This is a genomic window from Polynucleobacter sp. Latsch14-2 (genome assembly GCF_018881925.1).
Classification (GTDB): domain Bacteria; phylum Pseudomonadota; class Gammaproteobacteria; order Burkholderiales; family Burkholderiaceae; genus Polynucleobacter.
In genome coordinates this window covers 45,225-67,730 of record NZ_JACVPL010000010.1, presented here as the reverse complement: position 1 = coordinate 67,730, position 22,506 = coordinate 45,225, and the positions used below count along the sequence as shown (strand labels likewise).

At 46.9% G+C, this 22,506-nt stretch carries 20 protein-coding genes and 1 other RNA gene; 7 read left to right on the top strand and 14 right to left on the bottom strand.

All coding sequences use genetic code 11. The features are described from left to right. Window position 1: 1 nt before the first annotated feature. From ICN46_RS09145 to dnaX, 4 genes are read right to left on the bottom strand one after another with little or no spacing between them, the layout of a single operon-like run. Complete coding sequence (locus ICN46_RS09145) at window positions 2–229, bottom strand: TA system antitoxin ParD family protein (RefSeq protein WP_216860332.1); 228 nt, start codon at window positions 227–229, stop codon at window positions 2–4. Between the two features lie 2 nt (window positions 230–231). Continuing rightward, on the bottom strand, window positions 232–846 hold the full coding sequence (gene recR, locus ICN46_RS09140; protein WP_216207689.1) for a recombination mediator RecR: 615 nt from the start codon (window positions 844–846) through the stop codon (window positions 232–234). Between the two features lie 27 nt (window positions 847–873). Then, a complete protein-coding gene (locus tag ICN46_RS09135) occupies window positions 874–1,197 on the bottom strand; it encodes a YbaB/EbfC family nucleoid-associated protein (RefSeq protein ID WP_216207685.1) in 324 nt (107 codons plus the stop codon). Window positions 1,198–1,215: 18 nt separating this feature from the next. Further along, window positions 1,216–2,889 carry a DNA polymerase III subunit gamma/tau gene (dnaX, locus tag ICN46_RS09130; protein ID WP_216207682.1) on the bottom strand — a complete coding sequence of 558 codons (1,674 nt, stop codon included), beginning with the start codon at window positions 2,887–2,889 and terminating at the stop codon, window positions 1,216–1,218. Window positions 2,890–2,921: 32 nt separating this feature from the next. Between dnaX and ffs the strand changes: the two genes are divergently transcribed. Beyond that, an RNA gene (gene ffs / locus ICN46_RS09125) (signal recognition particle sRNA small type) lies at window positions 2,922–3,020 on the top strand. Window positions 3,021–3,251: 231 nt separating this feature from the next. Then, window positions 3,252–3,944, top strand: a complete 693-nt coding sequence (locus ICN46_RS09120; RefSeq protein WP_255538819.1) for a putative quorum-sensing-regulated virulence factor — start codon at window positions 3,252–3,254, stop codon at window positions 3,942–3,944. A 93-nt stretch (window positions 3,945–4,037) separates the two neighbouring features. On the opposite strand, the gene ICN46_RS09115 is transcribed toward ICN46_RS09120, so the two are convergent. The 8 genes from ICN46_RS09115 to ICN46_RS09085 all read right to left on the bottom strand — a co-directional run bounded on the left by ICN46_RS09115 (window position 4,038) and on the right by ICN46_RS09085 (window position 15,695). Continuing rightward, complete coding sequence (locus ICN46_RS09115) at window positions 4,038–5,012, bottom strand: Bug family tripartite tricarboxylate transporter substrate binding protein (RefSeq protein WP_216207679.1); 975 nt, start codon at window positions 5,010–5,012, stop codon at window positions 4,038–4,040. Window positions 5,013–5,283: 271 nt separating this feature from the next. Then, a complete protein-coding gene (locus tag ICN46_RS12015; RefSeq protein WP_255538818.1) occupies window positions 5,284–5,418 on the bottom strand; it encodes a hypothetical protein in 135 nt (44 codons plus the stop codon). Between the two features lie 172 nt (window positions 5,419–5,590). Then, on the bottom strand, window positions 5,591–6,913 hold the full coding sequence (locus ICN46_RS09110) for a Y-family DNA polymerase (RefSeq protein ID WP_255538817.1): 1,323 nt from the start codon (window positions 6,911–6,913) through the stop codon (window positions 5,591–5,593). A 1-nt stretch (window position 6,914) separates the two neighbouring features. Continuing rightward, window positions 6,915–7,400 (bottom strand): LexA family protein, encoded by a 486-nt coding sequence (locus ICN46_RS09105; protein ID WP_216860331.1) that lies wholly within the window; start codon window positions 7,398–7,400, stop codon window positions 6,915–6,917. Between the two features lie 285 nt (window positions 7,401–7,685). Beyond that, entirely contained in the window at window positions 7,686–8,186 is a 501-nt protein-coding gene (locus tag ICN46_RS09100; RefSeq protein WP_216207671.1) for a DUF1993 domain-containing protein, read from the bottom strand. 68 nt (window positions 8,187–8,254) lie between these two features. Beyond that, complete coding sequence (locus tag ICN46_RS09095; protein ID WP_216207668.1) at window positions 8,255–9,073, bottom strand: tetratricopeptide repeat protein; 819 nt, start codon at window positions 9,071–9,073, stop codon at window positions 8,255–8,257. A gap of 104 nt (window positions 9,074–9,177) precedes the next feature. Next, the gene (locus ICN46_RS09090) at window positions 9,178–12,693 is read right to left on the bottom strand and encodes a UvrD-helicase domain-containing protein (protein ID WP_370625520.1); all 3,516 of its coding nucleotides are present in this window, start codon (window positions 12,691–12,693) and stop codon (window positions 9,178–9,180) included. Further along, on the bottom strand, window positions 12,690–15,695 hold the full coding sequence (locus ICN46_RS09085) for a PD-(D/E)XK nuclease family protein (protein WP_216207666.1): 3,006 nt from the start codon (window positions 15,693–15,695) through the stop codon (window positions 12,690–12,692). The genes ICN46_RS09090 and ICN46_RS09085 overlap by 4 nt, the downstream gene beginning before the upstream one ends. A 107-nt stretch (window positions 15,696–15,802) precedes the next feature. On the opposite strand from ICN46_RS09085, the gene trxA reads away from it, so the two are divergent. The 5 genes from trxA to ICN46_RS09060 all read left to right on the top strand — a co-directional run bounded on the left by trxA (window position 15,803) and on the right by ICN46_RS09060 (window position 21,384). Beyond that, a complete protein-coding gene (gene trxA, locus ICN46_RS09080; RefSeq protein ID WP_216207663.1) occupies window positions 15,803–16,129 on the top strand; it encodes a thioredoxin TrxA in 327 nt (108 codons plus the stop codon). A gap of 253 nt (window positions 16,130–16,382) precedes the next feature. Next, window positions 16,383–17,645, top strand: a complete 1,263-nt coding sequence (rho, locus tag ICN46_RS09075) for a transcription termination factor Rho (RefSeq protein ID WP_216207659.1) — start codon at window positions 16,383–16,385, stop codon at window positions 17,643–17,645. Between the two features lie 146 nt (window positions 17,646–17,791). Continuing rightward, window positions 17,792–18,139 (top strand): type B 50S ribosomal protein L31, encoded by a 348-nt coding sequence (locus tag ICN46_RS09070; protein ID WP_216207656.1) that lies wholly within the window; start codon window positions 17,792–17,794, stop codon window positions 18,137–18,139. A 131-nt stretch (window positions 18,140–18,270) separates the two neighbouring features. Beyond that, on the top strand, window positions 18,271–19,989 hold the full coding sequence (locus tag ICN46_RS09065; RefSeq protein ID WP_216207653.1) for an ArnT family glycosyltransferase: 1,719 nt from the start codon (window positions 18,271–18,273) through the stop codon (window positions 19,987–19,989). A gap of 3 nt (window positions 19,990–19,992) precedes the next feature. Beyond that, on the top strand, window positions 19,993–21,384 hold the full coding sequence (locus tag ICN46_RS09060) for an MATE family efflux transporter (RefSeq protein WP_216207650.1): 1,392 nt from the start codon (window positions 19,993–19,995) through the stop codon (window positions 21,382–21,384). 31 nt (window positions 21,385–21,415) lie between these two features. Here the strand turns inward: ICN46_RS09060 and ICN46_RS09055 are convergent, their stop codons facing one another. Together ICN46_RS09055 and ICN46_RS09050 are read right to left on the bottom strand one after the other, a co-directional pair. Beyond that, a complete protein-coding gene (locus ICN46_RS09055) occupies window positions 21,416–21,850 on the bottom strand; it encodes a glycine zipper family protein (RefSeq protein WP_216207647.1) in 435 nt (144 codons plus the stop codon). Window positions 21,851–21,902: 52 nt separating this feature from the next. Continuing rightward, a complete protein-coding gene (locus ICN46_RS09050) occupies window positions 21,903–22,355 on the bottom strand; it encodes a hypothetical protein (protein WP_216207644.1) in 453 nt (150 codons plus the stop codon). Window positions 22,356–22,506: the final 151 nt, after the last annotated feature.

The window sequence follows — 22,506 nt, the reverse complement described above, 5'->3', positions numbered from 1 at the left end:
TTTAGCGCGAGATTCCGAAATGATAAGGCGCAAGCTTTTGCAGCTTTATATCCTTAATTCCAGCCAGTAGATCTTGGATCATATGAGTGCCTAGGTCAGGATTATCTTCAACTGCTTTACCAAGTCGAGTCCAATACTCAATCTGTTCAGAAACAGACCGACCTGATGCCTTCGCATGAAGCCTGGCATCTTCTATTAATGGGTTTGACAGCCTGATTACTGCAGACATAATTAACGGCGGTCCATCAAGGCTCTAGCTAAAGTACCAGCATCAACGTACTCCAACTCACCACCCACCGGAATGCCTCTGGCAATGCGGGTGACCTTAATACCTTTGGCTTTAAGTACTTCGCCGATGTAATGGGCAGTTGCTTCACCCTCACTCGTAAAGTTGGTGGCTAGCACTACTTCCCTCACGGGAACATCGGTATCGGGGGTTTCGATGCGAGCTAACAGCCTATCAAAATGAATTTCATTAGGACCCATGCCATCCAGCGGTGAAATGCGACCCATCAAAACAAAGTAATTACCTTTGAAGCTTAAAGTCTGCTCCACCATCACTTGGTCAGCAGGCGTTTCCACAATACATAGCAATGATGGGTCACGGCGACCATCGGAACAAGTGCCACAGATTTGGGTTTCAGAGAAAGTATTGCAACGGGCGCAGTGGCCAACAGTCCCTACTGCTTCACCCAAAGATTGGGCAAGAACCGCAGCGCCATTGCGATCATGCTGCAGCAAATAAAAAGCCATGCGCTGTGCCGACTTTGGTCCTACTCCTGGCAAAACGCGTAGCGCTTCGATCAGGCGACCAAGGGCATCTTGAGGTGCTTCATGACGTGCCATTAACTAATTACCAAATCAATCATTCAGTTAGAAAGGCAACTTAAAGCCTGGGGGCATAGGCATGCCAGCAGTTGCACCAGACATCAATTGCGCATTGGCAGCTTCAACTTGTTTGAATGCTTCTGAATACGCAGTCACAATCAGGTCTTCAAGCATTTCACGATCATCCATCGCAGCAGGATCAATCTCTACGCGTTTGAGTTCGTATTTACCGGTAAGAGAAACTTTGACCAAGCCGCCAGCTGCTTGACCAGATACTTCGAGCGCAGCCAGTTCAGCCTGCGCGACTTTCATCTTCTCTTGCATCTGCTGTGCCTGTTTCATGAGGCCAGCAAGTCCACCTTTCATCATCTCTTCTATTCCTTAAATTTAAAGTGGTTTAACAGAGCCGCCAACAACCTTGGCACCAAATTCTTTTTCTAGCTGCTGAATAAAAGGATCGGCTGCAATTAGCTGTTCAGCATTCTGTCGTTTCTCTTGATGTATCTGTTGATCAACCTTAGCAACAGTCTTACCCTCAACCTCACCCTTTTCAATTACTACTTTGACGGGTTTGCCAAAGTGGGTGGTTAAGGCATCGGTTAAACGCGCTACCGATGCTTCCGAAGCGAGCTGTGGCATTGGTGTAACGATAGTGGCTTTAACCCCTGCAGCTGAATCATTCCAGTCTTGTAACTCTGTCTGAAACGCCAATTGCTGAACCAAGCCGCGTACTGGTAATTGACGCATCAATGTGTGCCAATCAGGGCGCTCTGCAGCATTGCCGACGGCGGATGCCGGTGTAGCAACAGGTGCACTTGCTGCGGAGTTCGATACAGTAGGAGTTGGAGCTCTTGCGGCTGGTGCTGATGCTGGTGCCGAATTCGTTGATGCAGCTGGACGAGCAGTATTGACTGGGGGTGCCGATGGAGTTGGAGCAGAACCACCTCTGCCCCCTCCGCTGCTGCTCGGACGAAATGCCAACATACGCAAAAGCGTCATGGCAAAGCCAGTTTGCTCATCGGGCGCAAGCGATAAATCAGGACGGCTAGTAATCGTGATTTGGTAGAAGAGTTGTGCCTCTTCTTTAGAGAGCAATGCGGCTAGGCGATGAATCTCACCCGCTTCAGGCCAATCTTCCAATACAGACTCCGGAACAATTTGGGCTGCTGCAATCTTTTGAATCAAGCTCGATAGATCTTGTAGAGCGAGTGAGAAAGACATACTGCGCTCACCCATCTCATTACTAATGGCCAATAGTGTTGCACCATCTTTAGCAATTAAAGAGTCCAAGATCCGAATCAAATACGAATCATCTAAAGTGCCGAGCATGCCGCGTACAGATTCTTCGGAAACTTTGCCAGCAGCATAAGCAATCGCTTGATCCGTCAAAGATAAGGCATCGCGCATCGAGCCTTGCGCCGCTTTTGCTAAGACACGCAGTGCATTGGTTTCGTATTCGACGCTTTCTGCGGCAAGGACTTTTTCTAAATGCTCAACAATCAGCGGCACCGGCATCTGCTTGAGGTTGAACTGTAAACAACGCGACAAAATAGTGACTGGGATCTTTTGGGGATCGGTGGTGGCTAAGATAAATTTGACGTGCTCTGGCGGTTCTTCCAAAGTCTTGAGCATGGCATTAAAGGCATGATTGGTGAGCATATGCACCTCGTCAATCATGTAGACCTTATAACGAGCATTGCTTGGTGCATAAGCTGCTTTTTCTAAGAGAGCAGCAATATCGTCTACACCGCGATTACTCGCCGCATCCATTTCGATGTAGTCCACAAAGCGTCCTGCATCGATTGCTAGACAAGCTGGACATTTGCCACAGGGCTCCGAAGTCATCTTGCCAGAACCATCCTCACCCACACAATTGAGGGCTTTGGCCATAATGCGGGCAATCGTCGTCTTACCTACACCTCGAGTACCCGTAAATAACCAAGCGTGGTGTAGGCGTCCCTGGTCAAGGGCATGGGTTAAAGCCTTGACCACATGGTCCTGTCCAACCAATTGGGAGAAAGTTTTAGGGCGCCACGAACGGGCTAATGCCAAAGATGTCATAGGCATCATTCTAACAAGCTAAAATGGAAGCGGATGGGCCTCCCCGCATGGTGGGTTGGATAACCTGGTCAGGTCGGGAACGAAGCAGCCAAACCCAATTTCTGCCAGTGCCGGGGGTTTGGCTCATCCACCCTATTTTTAAGTCTTTGTTTGCGTTGGGTTTTATTTTTAAGACAAAGATTTGTGTCACTTAGCTGTGTCACCCAGAGGCATTAACTGCTACTTACTGGGGTAATGCATGGCCAATTCAAATGGAATATTCAAGCGTGGAAGCCCGCACTACCTTCGGGTCGTTCCTCCTAAAGCACATCCACTAGATGACAGTTCATTAGGCAGACCGCCCTTTTTGATTTCAGGGCACAATGCCTCTACCAACCACTTACTTCACTCTGCCCATGTCCCAAGCCATTATTTTCGATGTTGAAGCAACCGATAAGAATGATGCCGTCATTATTGAGGCTGCCTCATTAGATGTCACCTCTCTAGCACCCTTTGAGGTCGGCAATCCCTGGGTGCAGCGTTACAACCCCGGCAAGCCCATTAGCCTTGGCGCTCTTGCTACGCATCACATCATGGATGAGGAGCTGGTGAGTTGCCCGCCCAGTAGTTCGTTTAAATTACCTGCCGGCACTAAATACCTCATCGGTCACAACATTGACTTTGACTGGGTAGCCATTGGCAGCCCCGAAGTAAAACGGATTTGCACGCTTGCCCTAGCTCGCAGTCTTTGGCCTGAACTTGATAGTCATACTCAAAGTGCTCTACTGTATTTCTTTGAGAGAGATATTGCTCGAGAGCAATTGCGTAATGCACATAGCGCACTAGCGGATGTTTGGATCTGTTCCAAAATTGTTGGCAAGATTATTGAGAAGTTGCATCCTACTTCATTGGATGCATTTTGGGAAATGTCTGAGAAAGCCAGAATTCCGACCATCATGCCTTTTGGCAAGCACAAAGGCGAAGCCATTAGCCAGGTGCCAACTGATTACAAACAGTGGATGTTGCGCCAGGACAATGTTTCCGAGTACTTACGCAAAGCGCTCGAGTCCAAATAAATAATCTTGTATAAGTGGGGGGGGGTAATTTGAGCGTGTTAAGACGTCTTACCGCCTAAATACCGCTCCCTAATCAAGCGCCCAGCTGATGAATTAATCTACTGTGATTTTTGCTTTCTCAACCACTTTGGCCCAGCGACCTTGTTCAGCTTTAATGAATGCGCCGAACTGAGTCGGTGTATCCCCCACTAATATCGCTCCGTCTTCGAGCATCTTCTTAGAGTCTTCTTTTGACTTCAATGACTTTGCAATCTCTTTTTGCAATCGATCAATCACTGCTGGCGGTGTGCCGGCAGGAGCAATAATTCCGTACCACTGTGACGTCTCAAACCCCTTATAGCCAGACTCCGCTATGGTGGGCACATTGGGCAATACTTTGGAGCGCTCGGATGAACCAACCGCTAAGGGGCGTAAAGTACCACCCTTAATCTGACCCATTAGAGAGGGCAAGCCATTAAAGGTTGCTTGAATTTGACCGCCAATCAGGTCTGTGAGCATCGGTCCAGAGCCTTTGTAAGGTACATGCACTAAATCAATGCCCGCTTCAGAAGAAAAATACTCCATCGCTAAGTGCCCCGCACTACCATTACCTGCAGATCCATAATTAATCTTGCCTGGGTTCTTTTTAGCGTCCACTACCAAATCTCCCAATGTTTTGTAATTGCTTTTCTCGCTCACAGCAATCACATTTGGTACTTTTGCTACTAAAGTAACTGGCGCGAAATCTTTATTCGGATCGTACGGCAATTTTTTACCAAATAGCGCTGGGTTCACAGCCAAAGTTCCAACATGACCCAAAATTAAAGTGTAGCCATCAGGATTAGCGCGCTTAACCTCTTCCATGGCGATATTGCCTGCACCTCCAGGCTTGTTATCTACATATACAGATTGACCCAAGCTAGTGCTCAGACTATTTGCCACGGAACGCGCCACAATTTCTGAAGTGCCGCCAGTAGCAAAAGGCACTACTAAGCGAATAGATTTTTCAGGATAGTCTGCACATACAAGTGAGGAGCAGGTCAAAGCCAATAGGCTTACAAAAATCTTTAACATGGCCATTGTTTTCATTTTTTAGCCCATTAGGCCCCAGAAAGATCGTTACTGATATTCAATTTATACCACTTAGATGAATGAAGGATATTGGATCCTTTGCTAGGACCGGCTCAACTGACTAAGAGTCTTTGGGGGATTCAATTCCAAGCGCTGATGAATTCACGCTGAAATACTCAATATCTGCAGTTGGGGAATAAGGAATCCGTGATTTCCTCATTCCCCTTTAGACTTTTGCTGCTTTTTTGCTGCATGCCGCCACCCACTTCTTTGCACTGCTATTTTTTTCTTAACGATAGTGACGATTAAACACTGCCTGTTTTTTCTCGAAAGAATCGCGTTTAGTGCTTTTCAATACGGCGAAGTAAGACAACACCATGATGACTGCCAGTGATAGACCATTAAAGTTATTGATTAGTTCCATTTATTTCTCCTTTTTTTGCTCGTCTGTTTTGTTGCTGATACTTCAATCTTTACTGCTATGTTTTAAGAATATTCACTTTAAAGCTCACAAAATGAGCTAGTAAAAATTAGCGCTCAATTTGTTATTTTGTTTGTTGTTTGTTTGTTGATTTTTTTGTGTTCTGCTCTTTTTCCTAGTGCACCACTGGTAATTCGTTCCACTGAGTTGTGTAGTTCGGTGACTTGTTGCCAGATCTCATTTGCCAGGATTGTTTAGTTCCTGCTGCTCCCGAACGAATCACCGCATTGCCAAAGCGACTATTAATAGAATCCAAGGCTTTCATAAGATCAGCGGATTTCCCTCTAGTGTCGACATCATCAAACAGTGATTGCTGCACGGTGGGTTTATCAGATAAAAGATTGAGCACAATGCCGGCCTTCTTATATCTAAAGCCACCCTGATAGATTTGCTTAAGACCCTCCACTGCTGCCTCAGTTAGCTTGAGCGTGTTATCTGTTGGGCTCTCTAGTGCGACGGTGATACTTTGTGCGTACTGAGGCTCGTTCTGCTTATGGGGATTGGTTTCAATAAAGATGCTAATCGCGCCCGTAACAGAATTTTGGCTTCTGATTTTTTCTGCAGCTCTTGCGGCATGAGTGGCAACCGACTCAGCCAATTCTTCTAAGCTGGTAACCAACTTACCAAAGCTACGCGAAGCAATGATTTGCTGTTTAGCTGGCGCCACTTCTTCTAGCTTTAAGCAGGATACGCCACGCAACTCATAGCAAAGTCTTTCCATAACGACACCAAATTGTTGGCGCATAGTTTGTGGTGAGACTTGTAAGAGGTCAAAGACGGTATTGATTTTCAGGGCTGCGAGTTTCTTGGCAAGCTGCCTACCAATACCCCACACCTCGCCTACTGGTATCTCACTCATCCATTGATAGAGCTCTTCCTTAGGCATACTCTCGACATCACATACACCTGCAAACTGTGAATACTTCTTAGCTAGGTGATTGGCAAACTTTGCCAAGGTCTTGCTAGAACCAATGCCCACACAAACTGGTAGACCAGTAGTGTCTTTAACATCTTGTTTAATGATGTGACCAAGGTGCGTTGCATCTGGATAAGCTTTGAGTACAGATTCAATTTTAAGAAAACTTTCATCGATGCTGTAGACCTCAAGATTAGGCGTAAATCTTCTGAGGACCTGCACAACGCGATCACTCATATCACCATACAGTGTGTAGTTTGATGAATACGCCACAATGCCATGCTCTTTGGCGAGGTCTTTCATCTTGAACCAAGGTGTTGCCATCTTCACACCCAAGGCTTTCACTTCAGCACTTCTGGCGACAGCACAACCATCATTGTTTGATAAAACTACTACGGGTACGCCCTCTAACTTAGGGGCAAATACCCGCTCGCAAGAAACGTAGAAGTTGTTTACGTCTACCAAGGCGAATAGTTGCTTGGCTTGATTGGATTCGTTGAATAGGTTCACTGGGTTCGCCATCTTATTTACTCCCCCTGCTACTAGCATTGCTGTACTTGCGCACTACACCAACCACTACACCCCAGATTTGGAGCTCGCTACCTTCATCAAAGGTAATGGGTTCAAAGTTGGGGTTTTCTGGTTGGAGCTCAATTCGACCACGTAATTGGTAGAGGCGTTTGATGGTGTACTCGCTATCCACGACTGCCACCACAATGTCTTTGTGTTTTGGTTTAAGGGCTTTATCAACAACCACCTTGTCGCCATCACAGATACCGGCGCCCATCATCGAATCACCCTGGACGGTAAACATAAAAGTGGCTGGCTTGTTCTGAACCAAGTAGCGGTTCAAATCGAGCCCCTGTTCAGCATAATCTGCCGCTGGACTAGGGAATCCAGCTGAAATCCGGTGGCTGAGCAACCTCAGCTCAAAATCATCAAAATACGCTGCCAAGGCTTGTGGGGCTTGGCTTAGGGTCGATTTCTGGGGGTAAATTTGAGGCGTCATAGTCACTAATATACTGTATATCTATACAGTATATGTAAAAGCCTCATAAATGAAGATATTTTTGTTGTTTTATGGCTATTTTCTCCAAACATAGGCAAGAAAAAACCACCCGAAGGTGGTTAATCTACCGATCCTGTCCTGCTTAGCAAAAAGCAAAAGCCAGAATGGCGGGGTCATCTAAAAACGCATTCGACAAATAGATACTGGCCCGAAAGATCCAGGGCTGCACTATCTCAGTAATCGCGTTTAAATGATCCATGTCAGCAGTTTACTGAATATGCTGGTTTAACCCAAGTAATCTGCCTTGCCGATTTCAACGCCGTTGTGACGCAAGAGGTTGTATGTAGTAGTCACATGAAAGTAGAAGTTCGGAATAATCCAGGTCAAGAGATATTGCTCGCCCACAAACTCAAAATGCCACTCTTTAATGGAAAACTTAATCTCTTTGGCTTCAGTGCCATCGACTTGTGCAGGCTTAATACCATCGATAAATGCAATGGTTTTAGCAACCCGCTCTTGCAACTCAGCAAAAGTGGTTTCGCTATCGTCAAACTTCGGCGGCTCAATACCAGCCAAGCGAGCCATGCCGTTCTTGACTTGATCACAAGCAATCTGTACCTGCTTGGAGAGTGGGAACATATCCGGGAATAAACGCTCTCCTGTCAATACGGTGCCCTCAATCTTCTTGGCGCTGGCGTACTCTTCGCCCTTCTTAAGGATGATAGAAAGATTGCTCAGCATCTTTTTAAATTGAGGGATAGATGCTTGGTACATTGAAATTGCCATGGTTGCTTACTACTTTCTAGTGTGTATTGCGTTTATTAATGAATGGCTTTACTGAGTTTGCAGGTACGCTATACATCACTCATAAAGTCGCCGCCACCGCTGCTGTCATCCCAGGAGCTTGAGCCACCATCATCCCAAGAGCTCGCATCGTTTACACCGAAGTTAGCGGCATCTGGTGCCTGTCCGCCAACTTGATTAAAGCCATTGTTCGCATTACCCGGGTTGGCCTGGCTACTGCCACCCATTAAATGACCGGCTAAAGCTTGGCCAGCGACCATGCCAGCACCAAGCGCAGCGCCTGTAGCGAGACTACCCATTAAGCCACCACCCATACCAGACGTTGGCGCACCTGGATAATTTGGTGGATAGCCGCCAGGAGTTCCAGGATACGGGCCATTCGCTGTTGGTGCGTTATAAACTTGCACTGGCTGTTGGGCGTTGCGGTTTTTCATGAAGAAGATGATGCCCACCACCAAAATAGCCATCAGAATCCAAAAAATTGGGCTAGCGAAAATAGATTCAGCGCCAGCATTTGTTGCAACCGGTGCAGCACCTGCGCGCAATTGCGTTTGTAATTTCTGAACCGATTCAGGTTGAACAAAAGGTAATCCTGGAGCCAAGTTTTCTGCTTGCATAAAAGCATTTCTAGCCGCATCTAATTTACCCTCTTTCAAATAGAGCTCAGAAGCAATGTAGTGGGCTTTAGCGCTATTTGGATGGTTTTGCAAAACCTCGCTCATCATGGCATCGGCTTTAGCCAATTGTCCCGACTGAATAGCCTGAGTTACCTGCGGCAATGTGGGTTCAGCCAATGCTAAACCACTGCACAGCAATAGGCTGACAGCAAATAAACTAGCAAAAAGATTAGAGAAACGTTGCATCTTCATCGGGGCTCCTTTAAGCGTGATAACTGATTATCCCCAGTTTGAGGATTTTTGCCTCTAGGTCAATATATGGGGATTAAGTAGGGTTATTCAAGAGCTTAGGAAGATTAGAGAGTCTGCCCAATCTGCTCGATCTTTCCGCTAGATGAAATCAAATAAGCTCGGTTTTCCTTGTCCGGCCGAATGCGCTTCAGTTCTTGCTGGTAATTCTGCAATTGCTTGAGGTATTTGCCGTACATCTCACTCTCTGGGCTTGGGATAGTCAGCTTGTAGTCAATGATGGCTAAGTGATCGCCAAGCTCTACCAAGCGATCAAGACGGAAGCTCTTACCCTCTGCATCAGCAATATCAAGTTCATTCCAAGCTTGCAACCATCCACCTGAAGTCAAATACGGTTTTAGCTCTGGAGCGTTCATGACAAGCTGTACATACGATTGAAGTTTTTGAGCAAGCGTTTGCTCTACACCCAGCCAATTCATGATCTCTTGATCGCTTGGTAGAGCGGGAGACTTTTCTGGGTTGCTCGATTGCGGAATCAAAAACTCCAGCAATTTATGAAAGTACACGCCCTCCTCCAAAATCTCAGGATCAGGCTCTTTTATTTTTACCTGCTGCTTGGTGCGTTTGTCACCGAATACTCCGCTTTCAATTTTATCGATCTGTTCTTGGTGGCTGTGTTTGGCAGCATCCCATTCAATCGCAAATTGATCCATTCTGAATGGCATACTGCCCAACTCTACTGAGGCGTGGTTTGATTCAGCACAGGTATCAGGCAGATTCAGTACATCAATATCCACAGTGATACCAGCAGTTAAGGCTCTTCCATACCAAGAACGCTCGTTAATACCTGTTTTATTACTTGCTTGCACACCGCTTAACCATAGGCCTTGCTTTGCCCTTGTCATGGCGACATAGAGTAAATTCCAATTTTCATTTTGACTTACTTCATTCTCTTTGTCATAAATGATGCTGCGCTCACCTGTTAATGATTGGGATGTGTAAAGTGACAGATGCGTTGGACTTGCATGCTCAGGAGACCAATCAAGGAGAACGCCACGATGCGGAGCTTTCCACTCGGTATGGTTGGCATCGAGCATGATCACAAAAGGCGCTTCCAAGCCTTTAGCGCCATGAATCGTCATCAAGCGCACACGCTGATGCTGATCATCTTCAGTCGCTTCGCTTTGCTCGTCGATTTCACCAATATCTTGATCAAGCTCCGCTTCAGACTCAACATCACCCTCATTAGGGGTTTCGTTATCGTCACCACGACGCATGGTATTGATCTCAGCAATAAAGCGACTCAAACTCGGATAGCGCCCACCATCTTGATTTAAAGCAAGCGTCAAGAAGGCATCAAGATTTGCTAAAACTTGCGCACGCGCTAAGTTTTGCGAGACCAGAGCATATTTAACGCGCAAGTTGCTCTCTTGATAAATAAGATCCAGTAGATCATGAACAGGCAAGGTCTCACCCAAAGCACGCCAATGCTCTAAATAGCGCGCCGCTTTTTGAATCTGCGGGTTTTGATTAGCTTGTAATGCATCCCACCAGCATGAGTAGGCTTCGCTAATGCTAATGGCAAGCAACTGCATTTGCTCTTCAGTAAAACCAAAGATAGGGCTTCGTAGCACTTGAGCTAAAGGCAAATCATGTCGTGGTGAAACCAAGACTGTGAGTAAGGCAATGAGGTCATCAATTTCTAGCGTATTTAAGAGACCGCCCAAGCGGGAGCTGTCATAAGCTAAGCCAGTCTCACGTAAGGCCCTCTCAAACTGAGGTAAATATAAGCGTCGCTTCACCAACAGAATGAAATCACTTCCTCTAGCTGGTCGCCAAAATTCTCTGCCGTCCTTTTTATCTACCACCTGGCGCGTTGCCATAATGCGGTGAATTAGACGACTAATTTGTTTGCCCTCTTCATAGCGCTGCTGAACACTAGCAGTTTGTCCCGCATCATGAATCGCATCATCTAAAGCCGTGCCAGAGCGCTCAGACTGCTCTTCTTCAGCACGCTCAATCAGCGGGAGTAACTGCGCCTCACCTTGCGCTGCGTATTCCGACCCTACAATACCCTCAAGCGGTGGCTGCCAGGCTGTTTTTTGTGCAGCATACTGATAGCTCGCTGGCAATGCTCCAGCTAAAAAGACCTGGTTTACTGCTTCATTAATTGCAGGCGCATTTCTGCGGGTGGTATTTTGCGATAAAGTTTTAGCATCCAAATGAGCTACTAGGAAATTTCTAGCGCTATCAAATAAGCGCGGGTCAGCGCGGCGGAAGCGATAAATAGATTGCTTGGGATCTCCAACAATAAAGACGCTAGGCTTGGATCCATCGTCACCATAACCCTCCAACCAAGAGCGCAATATCTGCCACTGCAAGGGATTGGTGTCCTGAAACTCATCAATTAAAATGTGGCTGTACTTCGCATCGAGGCGTGCCTGTAAATAGGAGGCGTTAGCCGCCTGTGCCATAAGCTGGCTAACCCCAATCTCCAAATCGTCAAAGTCACGCACACGCATAGACTCTTTAGTCTTTTCCATATGAGCCAGCATCGCTTCACTCATCGCAAACCATGCTTCATTGACATCATGAATTCGCTGCTCGCTTTGCCAAGCGAATAAAGCTTCATAAGCCTCTACCCAAGCATTGCGAATCGAAGTGATTTCTGCGGGATCACCGCCCGTTTTGGTGATGTAATCCAACATCGGTTTAGAGGTCTTAGCGATATCCGCTAATGGCGTACGTTTTTTGGTGAGGAAATAACTTTGCCATTCATCGGCAATTTCCATCAGAGAACCACCGGCGCGATGGTGCGCAATCACAAACTCAATATAGGCAGCTCCAGCCTTCTGGGTCGGTGTGCCGTTGCTAAAGCATCGGTAGAGCAATTCTAGGTTGCCCATAGTTTGGGGTTGTTGCCAAAAGCGCTCTAGCGGGTTGAGCGTCCCCAGGCTCGGTAGCCCTTGATCTAGTCGCGCTAATGGAGTCAAGCCCTGTGTCTTGCAAGCATCAATGAAAAAGGTCCATGCGCCTCTTTGCTTAAAGAGGCTGTAACTACCCATCAAGAATTTTTGTGTCTCACTAGCGCCAAATTCAGCCAGCAAAATATCGAAATACTCTTTCAGCTCTTGAGGTAAATCTCCCCACCAATCCTCCATGCACTCATCTTGTAGGCGATTAGAATCTTCACGTAAATTAAAGCCTGGCTGAACATCGGCAGATACTGGTGCCGCACCAAGCAAACGACCAAACCAACCATGGAAAGTGTCAATTACAATCGCCTGCGGGCTTGCCAAAACCTTTAGATACAGCGCCCGAGCTTCGGGGAGGAGCTCTTGAGCCTCTGCCTGCTTAAGGCCTCGCATCATCAACTCTTGAGTTAAGCTAGCGTCATCGGCCCTGGAAAATTCTTCCAGCAATCCATAGAGCCGATCGCGCATCTCTTGAGCAGCTTTACGAGTAAAAGTAAGCGCCAGAATTTCTGTAGGCTTTGCACCAGCAAGCAATAACCTCAGCATCCGCGCCACCAATAGCCAAGTCTTGCCACTACCCGCGCAAGCAGAAACAATCACAGAATGCTCGGGATTGCAGGCTATAGCGTAATCAAAGTTTTCGCTCACCACATCCCCTTTCTGCAAATGCCTCTTGCATCGCAGTATCGACACACGCTATCTGGTGCAAATGCCTTCATGGGTTTACGCGCCCACAATACATTAAGATCATCCACAATCTGCTCAGAAAATTGCGCCATCATATCCGGCATATCTTCAACAGCATGCGCTCGGATATTTTTTCCGTCCCCTTTGTCAATCTCCGCTTTAAGTGTCACCCACTCAGCTTGATCTACGATTCGCCCAGGAAGATTCGCAGCAATGGCGCCCTCATTCACACTCCGCGCATAGATTAGTAACTGAGGATCATCCAAAAGATTATCTGCCCGATCGACAATTTTCTGGATCTTCTGGTTTTTGTAATCAATGACAGCGGCGGCAGTCTGATTCGTTTCATGCATATCGAAGCGATCTGCGCGACCCGCTATCTCAATCTCTCGCTGCATACCCTCAGGGTCAGTCAAGGTTAATCTAAATCCTACCTTGCACTCGGCTTCGTGATAACGCCAACCTGCGGCCTCGCGTTGTAACTGCCAATCTACAAAGCTGGGAATTTGCTTCTGCCAATCTCGCAAGGCACCCATCACCCTAGCATCGCCTGCAATAAGGCGTTCAAACTCTTTTTCTGAATACCGATTTAACTGTTCCCGCATCCATTGTCGACGAGCATCTTCGCCCCCATGAATTGCCGACTGAGGATTCTTTTCCTCCTTTTTCAGCGCCTCAAAAAAGGTTTTGAGTAGTGCATGTAAAGTCTGCCCCGCTAGCGATGCATCAAAACCCTCCTCGAATTCCTTTGCCCTACGCAAGCCAAGTAGGCTACTCACATAATATCGATAAGGGCAATCGCGCAAAGCCTTGTAAGCGCTTGGTGATACCGTTACCGGAATTGCTAAATCTGGCTTTAGAGTACTCACTGCCATTTGTATCGGGTCTGATTGGTCTTCATATACATCCGGCTTGACATCGATTGCTATCCACTCTGGCAGTATTGCTTGCATGCGTTGGATCCAAGCCGAAGGTCTTAGAGGTTCACCACTTTTACTTTTGTTCTGCCAAAGTAAGGTAACGCTTGGACAAGACACTAAGAGCTGAGAGAGATCTCTAGCCTGCTGAATATATTGCGCAGCAATAGTTGAGGATTTGAGATAACGATTGAGTGTGTCCGAGAAAAACAATGGCGGCTCAGAAAAAGCTGGCAACTGTTGTTCATCACAACCTACCAACACTACCGCATCAAAATGCCGCAGTCGGATTGAGCTGAGCGGCAAAATGCTGAGGGTGGCCAAAGCTTCTGATCCAGACTCTTCATAAGAGGCATCTTCAATCACAGTCTTTAAAAGACTTAGCCACTCCGATAAGCGCATCTTCACTTGTTTATAAACGCTCGCACGGAGGTCAAAACTCTGAATTACTTCGAGCAATTGCTTCCCAGCAAAATCTTGCTCGAGACGTTGCGCCATGCCGGTATCTTGCAAATTACTCTGCAGGAGCGTGTACGCATTGGAGCAATCGAGTGCCAGTTGTTGCCAAGCATGATGGTGACTTTGTACAAACCCAATAATCTCCAAGAGATATGGATTACTTACCCCGCCATGCTTGAGCGCGTAGTCATTGGCCCGCTCTATTGCCATGCGAAAGGTTTCCCAACCAGACTTAGCCTGACTAGCAATCAGAATGTCTTCCAAGTGGACAATCAAACCAAGGCATGCCTCTGGCGGTACATTCAGACAGTGCGCCAGATCAAAATATGGATTATTTAAGAATTCCAACAATACACTTGCACTAGGCCCCTCCCTAGGCGCACGAATGAGCTCTAGCCAACTATCAAAGGCAGCGGCAGCTCTGGTGGTCGATAGCTTCCAGCCAGTCTCGTCTCGAATGCGTAATGAATTTCCTAAACGACTCAACAGCGCGCGCGCCCTGCGTGCTGCTAGACGGTCTTGCGCTACTAAAGCGATATTTTTCTTGCCATCTATCAGATGCTTCTCAATTGTTTTGGTTGCAGCCCAAGCCAATTCTTCAAAACGTCGCGCAGCCAATAATTGCAAGCCATCATGGCTATACGCCTTGATATTGTGATTCACTTGGGCTTGCTCTTGGGTGCTAACTAAAGGTATGTAGCCCTCTGCATCCAAACCCGTCAGAGCCTCCGACCATAAAGCAACCGTCTGCCAATCCAAACTCACCTGCAGCACCGGGGCAACTAATGCGTACTCGCTTAAGTAGTTTCCAATCAGCTCTTGATCAATCGGCTTTGGATCTGCAGTCTGCACCCAAATAAAAGCGCGCCCTGTTGAATCAGATTTCTCTCTACTGGCTTTTGCAAGCTGCAAATGCGCAGACATTGCCAAGTGCTTGCGTATTACCGGGTCACCCACATTACTCAGGTAGCGCCAAAAAGTTAATAGGACGGCAGCCTCTTGGTCAACCACATTTCGAGATAAGCCAACATACGCTTTGGCGATTGCCTGATCCAAAACAAGCTCGACTTTATTGAGCCACGCTTGCGTATCGAGTGCATCAGTTTGCAATAACGCATTGAGCTCACCTTGCAATTGAGGAACCACTGCTTCTGAGAGTGCATCACAAGCATCAATTACTGCCTGCGCTAACCCCCATGCCCCCGCCTCGCTCTCTGCTTTAAACCAACTTTGCAACACTTTATGTTTGCGTAGATTGGTATAGACCGATAACCAACGTTCTAAGTCTGATTGTTTCTTAGGAAATTTCCATGCGCCTGGTGCAGCCTCCAACCAATCATTAAGGCTCATAACCTGAGGCAAGAAGGCAATTTTAGGGTGAAGGTTTTTAGGCCTGTGTAGTTCTAGCGCCTCTCTCACCCCAATAAGAGGGCCCGCAGTGCTCAGAACTACCAAGGGGCGCTGATTTGTTTGTATCGCACAATCCCAGACACCTTTAGCCAAGCACTCAAGTGCCATAGCATCAGGCGTAATTGACCATGAGTGGGGTTGCCCTAGATCGGAAATAATGGGAAATGGGTGGGGCATCTAGTCGGTTTTAGGGTTTATCTTTTAAATTTAGGCAGAAAGCTTGGCTTATTGCTAATATAAGCGTTGTAGCGACATAACTAAATAAGCCTAAATAAGGAATTTTCATGAGTGCCGGCATTAAACATGTAACAGACGCCTCTTTTGAGCAGGACGTCCTCAAATCCGACAAACCTGTATTGCTCGACTTTTGGGCTGAATGGTGCGGTCCTTGCAAAATGATCGGCCCTATTTTGGAAGATTTATCCAGCGAATATGGCGATAAGCTCCAAATAGCCAAAATGAACGTCGATGAAAACCAAGGAGTTCCTGCCCAGTTTAATATTCGTGGCATTCCTACCTTGATTTTGTTCAAAAATGGCACCGTAGCCGCCCAAAAAGTAGGCGCCTTAGCCAAATCTCAGTTGACTGCATTTATTGATAGTCATCTGTAAATAGTGACAGATCACAGGTTCACTAGGTGAGCCTGTGTTTTTTCCGCATTTAGACCCTGCTTGCATCCCCTAGAATTTAGTGTAGTATGGCGTTAATCAGCAGTTCAACGCACTTTCCAGTGCCTCTATTTCCAGCAATCTACTCCCCTCTTTTTTAGACCCCAAATTCTGTTTTCTTATCTAGTCTTGATCAAGACTAGTGATACCCCAAACCACATTTAACAATATATCTTTATCCACACCCGAGAACCACATGCAATTAACTGAACTCAAAGTCCTCCACGTTTCCGCTCTGCTTGAAATGGCAGCTAGCCTGGAGATTGAAAACACCCAACGTATGCGCAAACAAGAGTTGATGTTTGCCATTCTGAAGAAACGCGCCAAAGCCGGTGAAATGGTTTTTGGTGACGGCACTTTAGAGGTGTTGCCAGATGGCTTTGGTTTCTTGCGCTCACCTGAAGCCTCTTATATGGCTTCCCCTGATGATATCTATATCTCTCCCGCGCAGATTCGCCGCTTTAACTTGCACACGGGTGATAGCGTTGAAGGTGAAGTGCGCACACCAAAAGATGGTGAACGTTACTTTGCCTTAGTCAAGGTCGACAAGATTAACGGCCTACCTCCTGAGGCTCTCAAAAATCGCATCATGTTTGAGAACTTAACCCCACTACACCCTAATCGTACGATTTTGTTAGAGCGTGATATCAAGGCAGAAGAAAACCTTACGGGTCGCATTATCGACATGATCTCGCCGATTGGCTTTGGCCAGCGCGGCTTGATTGTCTCGTCACCTAAATCTGGTAAGACCGTCATGATGCAGCATATCGCTCATGCGATTTCTGCTAATAACCCAGATGCGATTTTGATTGTGCTCCTCGTTGACGAACGTCCCGAGGAGGTTACTGAAATGCAACGCTCTGTTCGCGGTGAAGTTGTTGCCTCCACCTTTGATGAGCCAGCAGTTCGCCATGTTCAAGTAGCCGAAATGGTGATCGAAAAAGCCAAGCGTTTAGTGGAGATGGGTAAAGACGTCATCATTTTGCTGGACTCCATTACCCGTCTTGCGCGTGCCTACAATACGGTGATCCCTTCATCTGGCAAGGTTTTGTCTGGCGGTGTGGATGCCAATGCATTACAACGTCCCAAACGTTTCTTCGGTGCCGCTCGTAACATTGAAGAAGGTGGCTCACTCACAATCATCGCCACTGCCTTGATTGAAACAGGTAGCCGTATGGATGACCTGATCTATGAAGAGTTCAAAGGCACCGGCAATATGGAAGTTCATCTTGAGCGTCGCTTGGCTGAACGTCGGGTTTATCCATCGATTAACCTCAACAAGTCTGGTACACGTCGCGAAGAGTTGTTGGTCAAGGCTGAAAACCTCCAGAAAATCTGGGTTTTACGCAAGCTTTTGGCCGATATGGACGATATCGAGGCAATGAACTTCATCGTTGATAAACTCAAATCCACTAAAAATAATGGTGAATTCTTCGACTTAATGCGTAAAGGTGGCTAAAAACGAGTGTTTTTGGCTCTTTTTAGTCCATAAAACCGCGCTTTGTTGTTGATTTCATGGCATAATTTCGCTTTTACTGATTTACCAACCTGGGAAAGTATTTAAGCCAATTTGGCTCAAACGGCTACCCGCTCATAGGACTCAAAATGAAACCTGGCATTCACCCCGAATATCGTGAAATCGTCTTTGTAGACGTTTCCAATAACTTCAGCTTCAAGACTCGCTCCACCATGAACACTAGAGAAACCATCAAGTGGGAAGATGGTAAAGAGTATCCATTGGCTAAGATCGAAACTTCTTCTGAATCACACCCTTTCTACACCGGCACCCAAAAAATCATGGATACCGCTGGTCGTGTTGAGAAATTCCGTCAGAAATTCGGTACCAAAGCCGTTGCTAAAGCTACCGGTGATGGCGCTGCTAAAACTGCCGAGAAAAAAGCTGCGGCTGCAGAAGCTAAAGCTGCTGAAAAGCCAGCTAAAAAGAAGGCTTAACCTGGCCCTAGGCACAGACTTACTCTTCATGGGAGTTTCGGGGTGTTAACCCCCTCCCTGCGAGATAATAAAGGCAGCGTTTGCTGCCTTTTTTATTGCCCCAGAACTTACCTGCTTCTTCTACTTCATTAATGGTCAAACTTACCGCCGCCGCTACTACATCAATCCCACGCATTATTATTTTTGCGCTCACATTGATTTATGGTTTTGCTGGCTTGTTTTTTCGGGATCCCTGGAAAAACGAGGATGCAATTGGTTTTGGTGGTATGTGGACCCTCTTTCGAGGGAACTCTCTAGATTGGATTGTTCCACACATTGCCGGGCGTGATCTTTCCCTTGGCGCCCCACTCCCTTATTGGATGGGTGCGGTATTAATTGATTTGTTTGGCTCTTGGATTGGCGCAGCAAATGCCGCGCGCCTGTACTCTGCTATTTGCTTCTTTGCATCCGCGCTGGCTATTTGGTATGCCACCTATCTCTTGGGTCGCAGAACTGAAGTGCAACCTATGGTTTTAGCTGTAGGCGGTCAACCCAATCGCAAGAACTATGGAATGACCTTGGCTGATGGTGCTTTACTCATCTTCTTGGCCTGCGTGGGTCTTGCGCAGCGTGCTCACGAAACTACGCCCATGATGGCGCAACTCATGGGTATCAGTATTGCTCTCTATGGCACCGTGCGTGGTCTCGATAAGCCCTGGCAAGGTGGTCTGTGGACCGGTCTTGGCATCATCATCGTTGCCCTATCAAGCAACCTAACCCTCAGTCTACTGATTGTCGGCTCGACCATTATTGCGGTCATTGCTAGCAATGCTAAGTTACGTTTTCGCTGGACCATGACCAGCACTATTTTAGGTCTGCTCGGTTTTGCAATTTGGCCCACGCTTTGGTACCTTGGGAATATCACGCCTGAGTGGCGCCACATCGCCCAAGATGGTTGGCGCAATATGCCAGACATGCGTGTAACACCTTCGCTAAATTCATTAGGTTTTTTAAGTGTCAACTTTTGGGCCTACGCTTGGCCAGTATGGCCACTAGCAATCATTTCATTAACACACTGGGGTCGCGCTAAAGCTGCAGGTGCCTGGCGTGCGCCACATCTCTGTATCCCACTATGCTTATTCATTGGTAGCTTCATCTATGTTTTGTTCCGTGAAGAAGCCAATGAACATGATTTAATGATATTGATTCCAAGTCTGTCGATCATTGCCGCCTTTAGCTTACCTATTCTTAAGCGTAGCCTGATTAGCTTCATTGACTGGTTTGCAATGTTTAGCTTCACCCTCATTGCACTAGCGATTTGGATTATCTGGATGGCGAAGGTCACTGGTTATCCTGAAACTACTGCAGCAAATATTGCTCGCCTCTTGCCAGGTTTTCAGGGTCAATTAAATTGGCTGGCTTTTATTATTGCGATTGCGATTACCGGCATTTGGTTGTTAGTCGTCCGCTGGCGAACCTCACGCGCCCCGAAAGAAATTTGGCGCTGTTTGATTATTTCTGCGTCGGGCACGACTTTAATGTGGGTGCTGCTGATGACTTTATGGCTTCCCACCATTAACTACGCCAAGACCTATCGCTATGTATCCGCACGCCTCTCGCAGGTTGTCACTAAAGAATCTGGTTGCATCGACACCAGCAACATAGGATTGGCGCAACTTGCCTCTTTCTCTTACTTTACAAAACTAACATTACGTGATGATCCAAGCTGTCCCTGGATGCTGACACACAATCAAACCGAGGCAAGAGCCTATGCTCGCCTTAACAATAAAAAAGTAACCCTACTCTGGGAAGATCGACGCGCATATGATCGGGATGAACGTCTCAGACTCTATCAAGTCAGCGCGGAATAATCGGTGATTCACTTTAAGTTATCGCGTTTACGCGAGGATATTCCTGCATTACTAAAGCTTGCTGGCCCCCTCTTAATTGGTCAGCTCGCAGTGATCACCTTTGGCGTATTAGATACCGCCATGACTGCGCGCTATTCGGCCCCCGATCTTGCTGCACTCGCGATGGCTTCAGCAATCTTTATTAGTATCTACGTTGGTCTGACTGGCGTGATTTCTGCGCTCGCGCCAATTGCGGGGCAACTTTTTGGTGCCAAACGCTTTGGCGAGATCGGTGAAGAGGTTCGTCAAGCTACTTGGCTAGCCTTAGGTCTAACTGTATTGGGTTGTTTCATTCTCATGAATGCCGATCATCTCCTGGCAATCTCACGTGTCAACCCAGAGATTGAAGGCAAAGCGCGACTCTACCTCAACATCCTAGCGCTTGGTTTGCCAGCAAGTATGGGCATGCGCGTTCTCATGGCGCTACACAATGCCGTATCTCGCCCAGCTGTGATTACGGTTGTGCAATTACTAGGTCTTGGCCTAAAGTTACCCCTCAATCTTCTCTTTATTTACGGTGGATTTGGTATCGAAGGTATGGGTGGACCAGGATGTGCTGTAGCCACTGTCATCATTAACTGGTTCTGGCTCACCGTCACTTTGAGCTTTGTATTGTTTGATCGCTTCTATAAGCCCTTTAAGATCTTCAGTCACCTAAGCAAACCAGATTGGCATCGCATTTGGGCATTACTCAAACTTGGTACACCCATTGGCTTTAGCTATCTCATTGAAGTCACTTCGTTTACCTTCATGTCATTATTTATTGCGCGCTTGGGTACTACCACATTGGCGGGGCATCAAATTGTTGCCAATATGGGTACCGTGATGTACATGGTGCCACTATCCCTCTCGATCGCAACTATGACTCTAGTCTCTCAATCCATTGGCGCAGACAAACAAGAACGCGCTGAAGAAATTGGCTGGTCTTCTGTATTTTTTACTACCCTGCTTTGCATTGTGCTTGGTATTGCAGTGTGGGTATTTAAATTCGAGCTACTCGATTTATACAATCCACCAGCAGAGGTTAGAGTGTTTGCCGTACCGCTATTTTTATTTATCGCTTTTTACCAAGTCTTTGACGCACTGCAAGTAACGGCGGCATTTATTCTACGCGCCTACCGCATTGCCTTTTGGCCCATGTTAATTTATGCAGGGTCTCTTTGGGGTGTAGGTCTCGGTGGTGGCTACCTACTGGGCTTTAATGTCTTTGGTAATACGCCTGTATTTTTACAAGGCGCCAGCGGCTTTTGGGCTGGCAATAGCATGAGTCTAGGATTGGCAGCTTTCTTACTCCTCTACCTCTTTAGAAAAACGGCGGCACGTTTTGAGAAAACGCATCCGCCGCTTCAGCTTTAAAGATTTCTATCGAATATCTATTAGCAGTGCATTAGCGCCTAGGTGTTGCATAGCTAGGCACTTGATTGCCCTTCGCATACATACACTGTTGATAGGCAATGTTGTATTGGGTCTGTGCTTGATTTTCTTTTCCGGAGGCATTCATAGCTCCAATTGCAGATCCGCCTAACAGACCAACGCCAGCACCGGTACCAACACCAGCATGGCTACCGCCACCAATCATCGCTCCAGCAGCAGCACCTAAAGCTGCAGCAACAGCAGCACTAGTAACGCCATCCTTAAGGGCGGCATTGCCAGCATCTTTAACTGCATCAGAAGCAAATCCACGGCATTGTTGATCTTCTTGCTGAAATACTTCAAACGGCTTACCTTCGCGTGGCATGACTGCAATCGTTGGACCGGTTGGCGCAGATACGCAAGCTGCTAATGAAGCAATTAGTGTCGCTGAGAGAATCAAACGTTTCATTACAAATCCTTTTTTATTGCTCGGTGTTGATATATTGAATTAGATAACTTAATCAATTATTTGGCGTATGAGGCTTCACTCCAGATGATGGCGGAATTGCTGCTTGAGCCTGCCAACCAGAAGAACATTCTTGTACGTATGGGAAGTATTGCCCACTAGCTTGGCAAAAATACCAAACGGCCGGTTGCGGTTGTGATGCTAAAACCATTGGTTGTGGTGGCGTTACATATGCAACAGGTGGCACATACACTACTGGTGGAGAATAGTAGCCAGCATAGGGATATGCATATGGAGCACCATAATAGCCGCCGCCATAAGCCCAATTACCTCGCCATCCTGGACCATAATGACCACCCCAACCTGGACCATATGCTGCAGGACGCCAACCGCCGCCATAACCACCGCCGACAGAGACATTCCAGCCAGCCTGAGCTGCAACCGGGAAAACAGTAGCTAACCCTACAAGCGCCATGACCAGTACGATGCATTTTTTAAACTGTTTCATTGTGGACCCCCTCAAGATTGGCCTCTGTTTATTCTAATCTTAGACTTCAAAATCAGCCAACTACTTGCGATCTAAATAACAAACTGATTACCGTCTTACCCTAATAACGCTTCAAATATTTTCAAGCTGACAGATAAGCGCCTTATTTTTT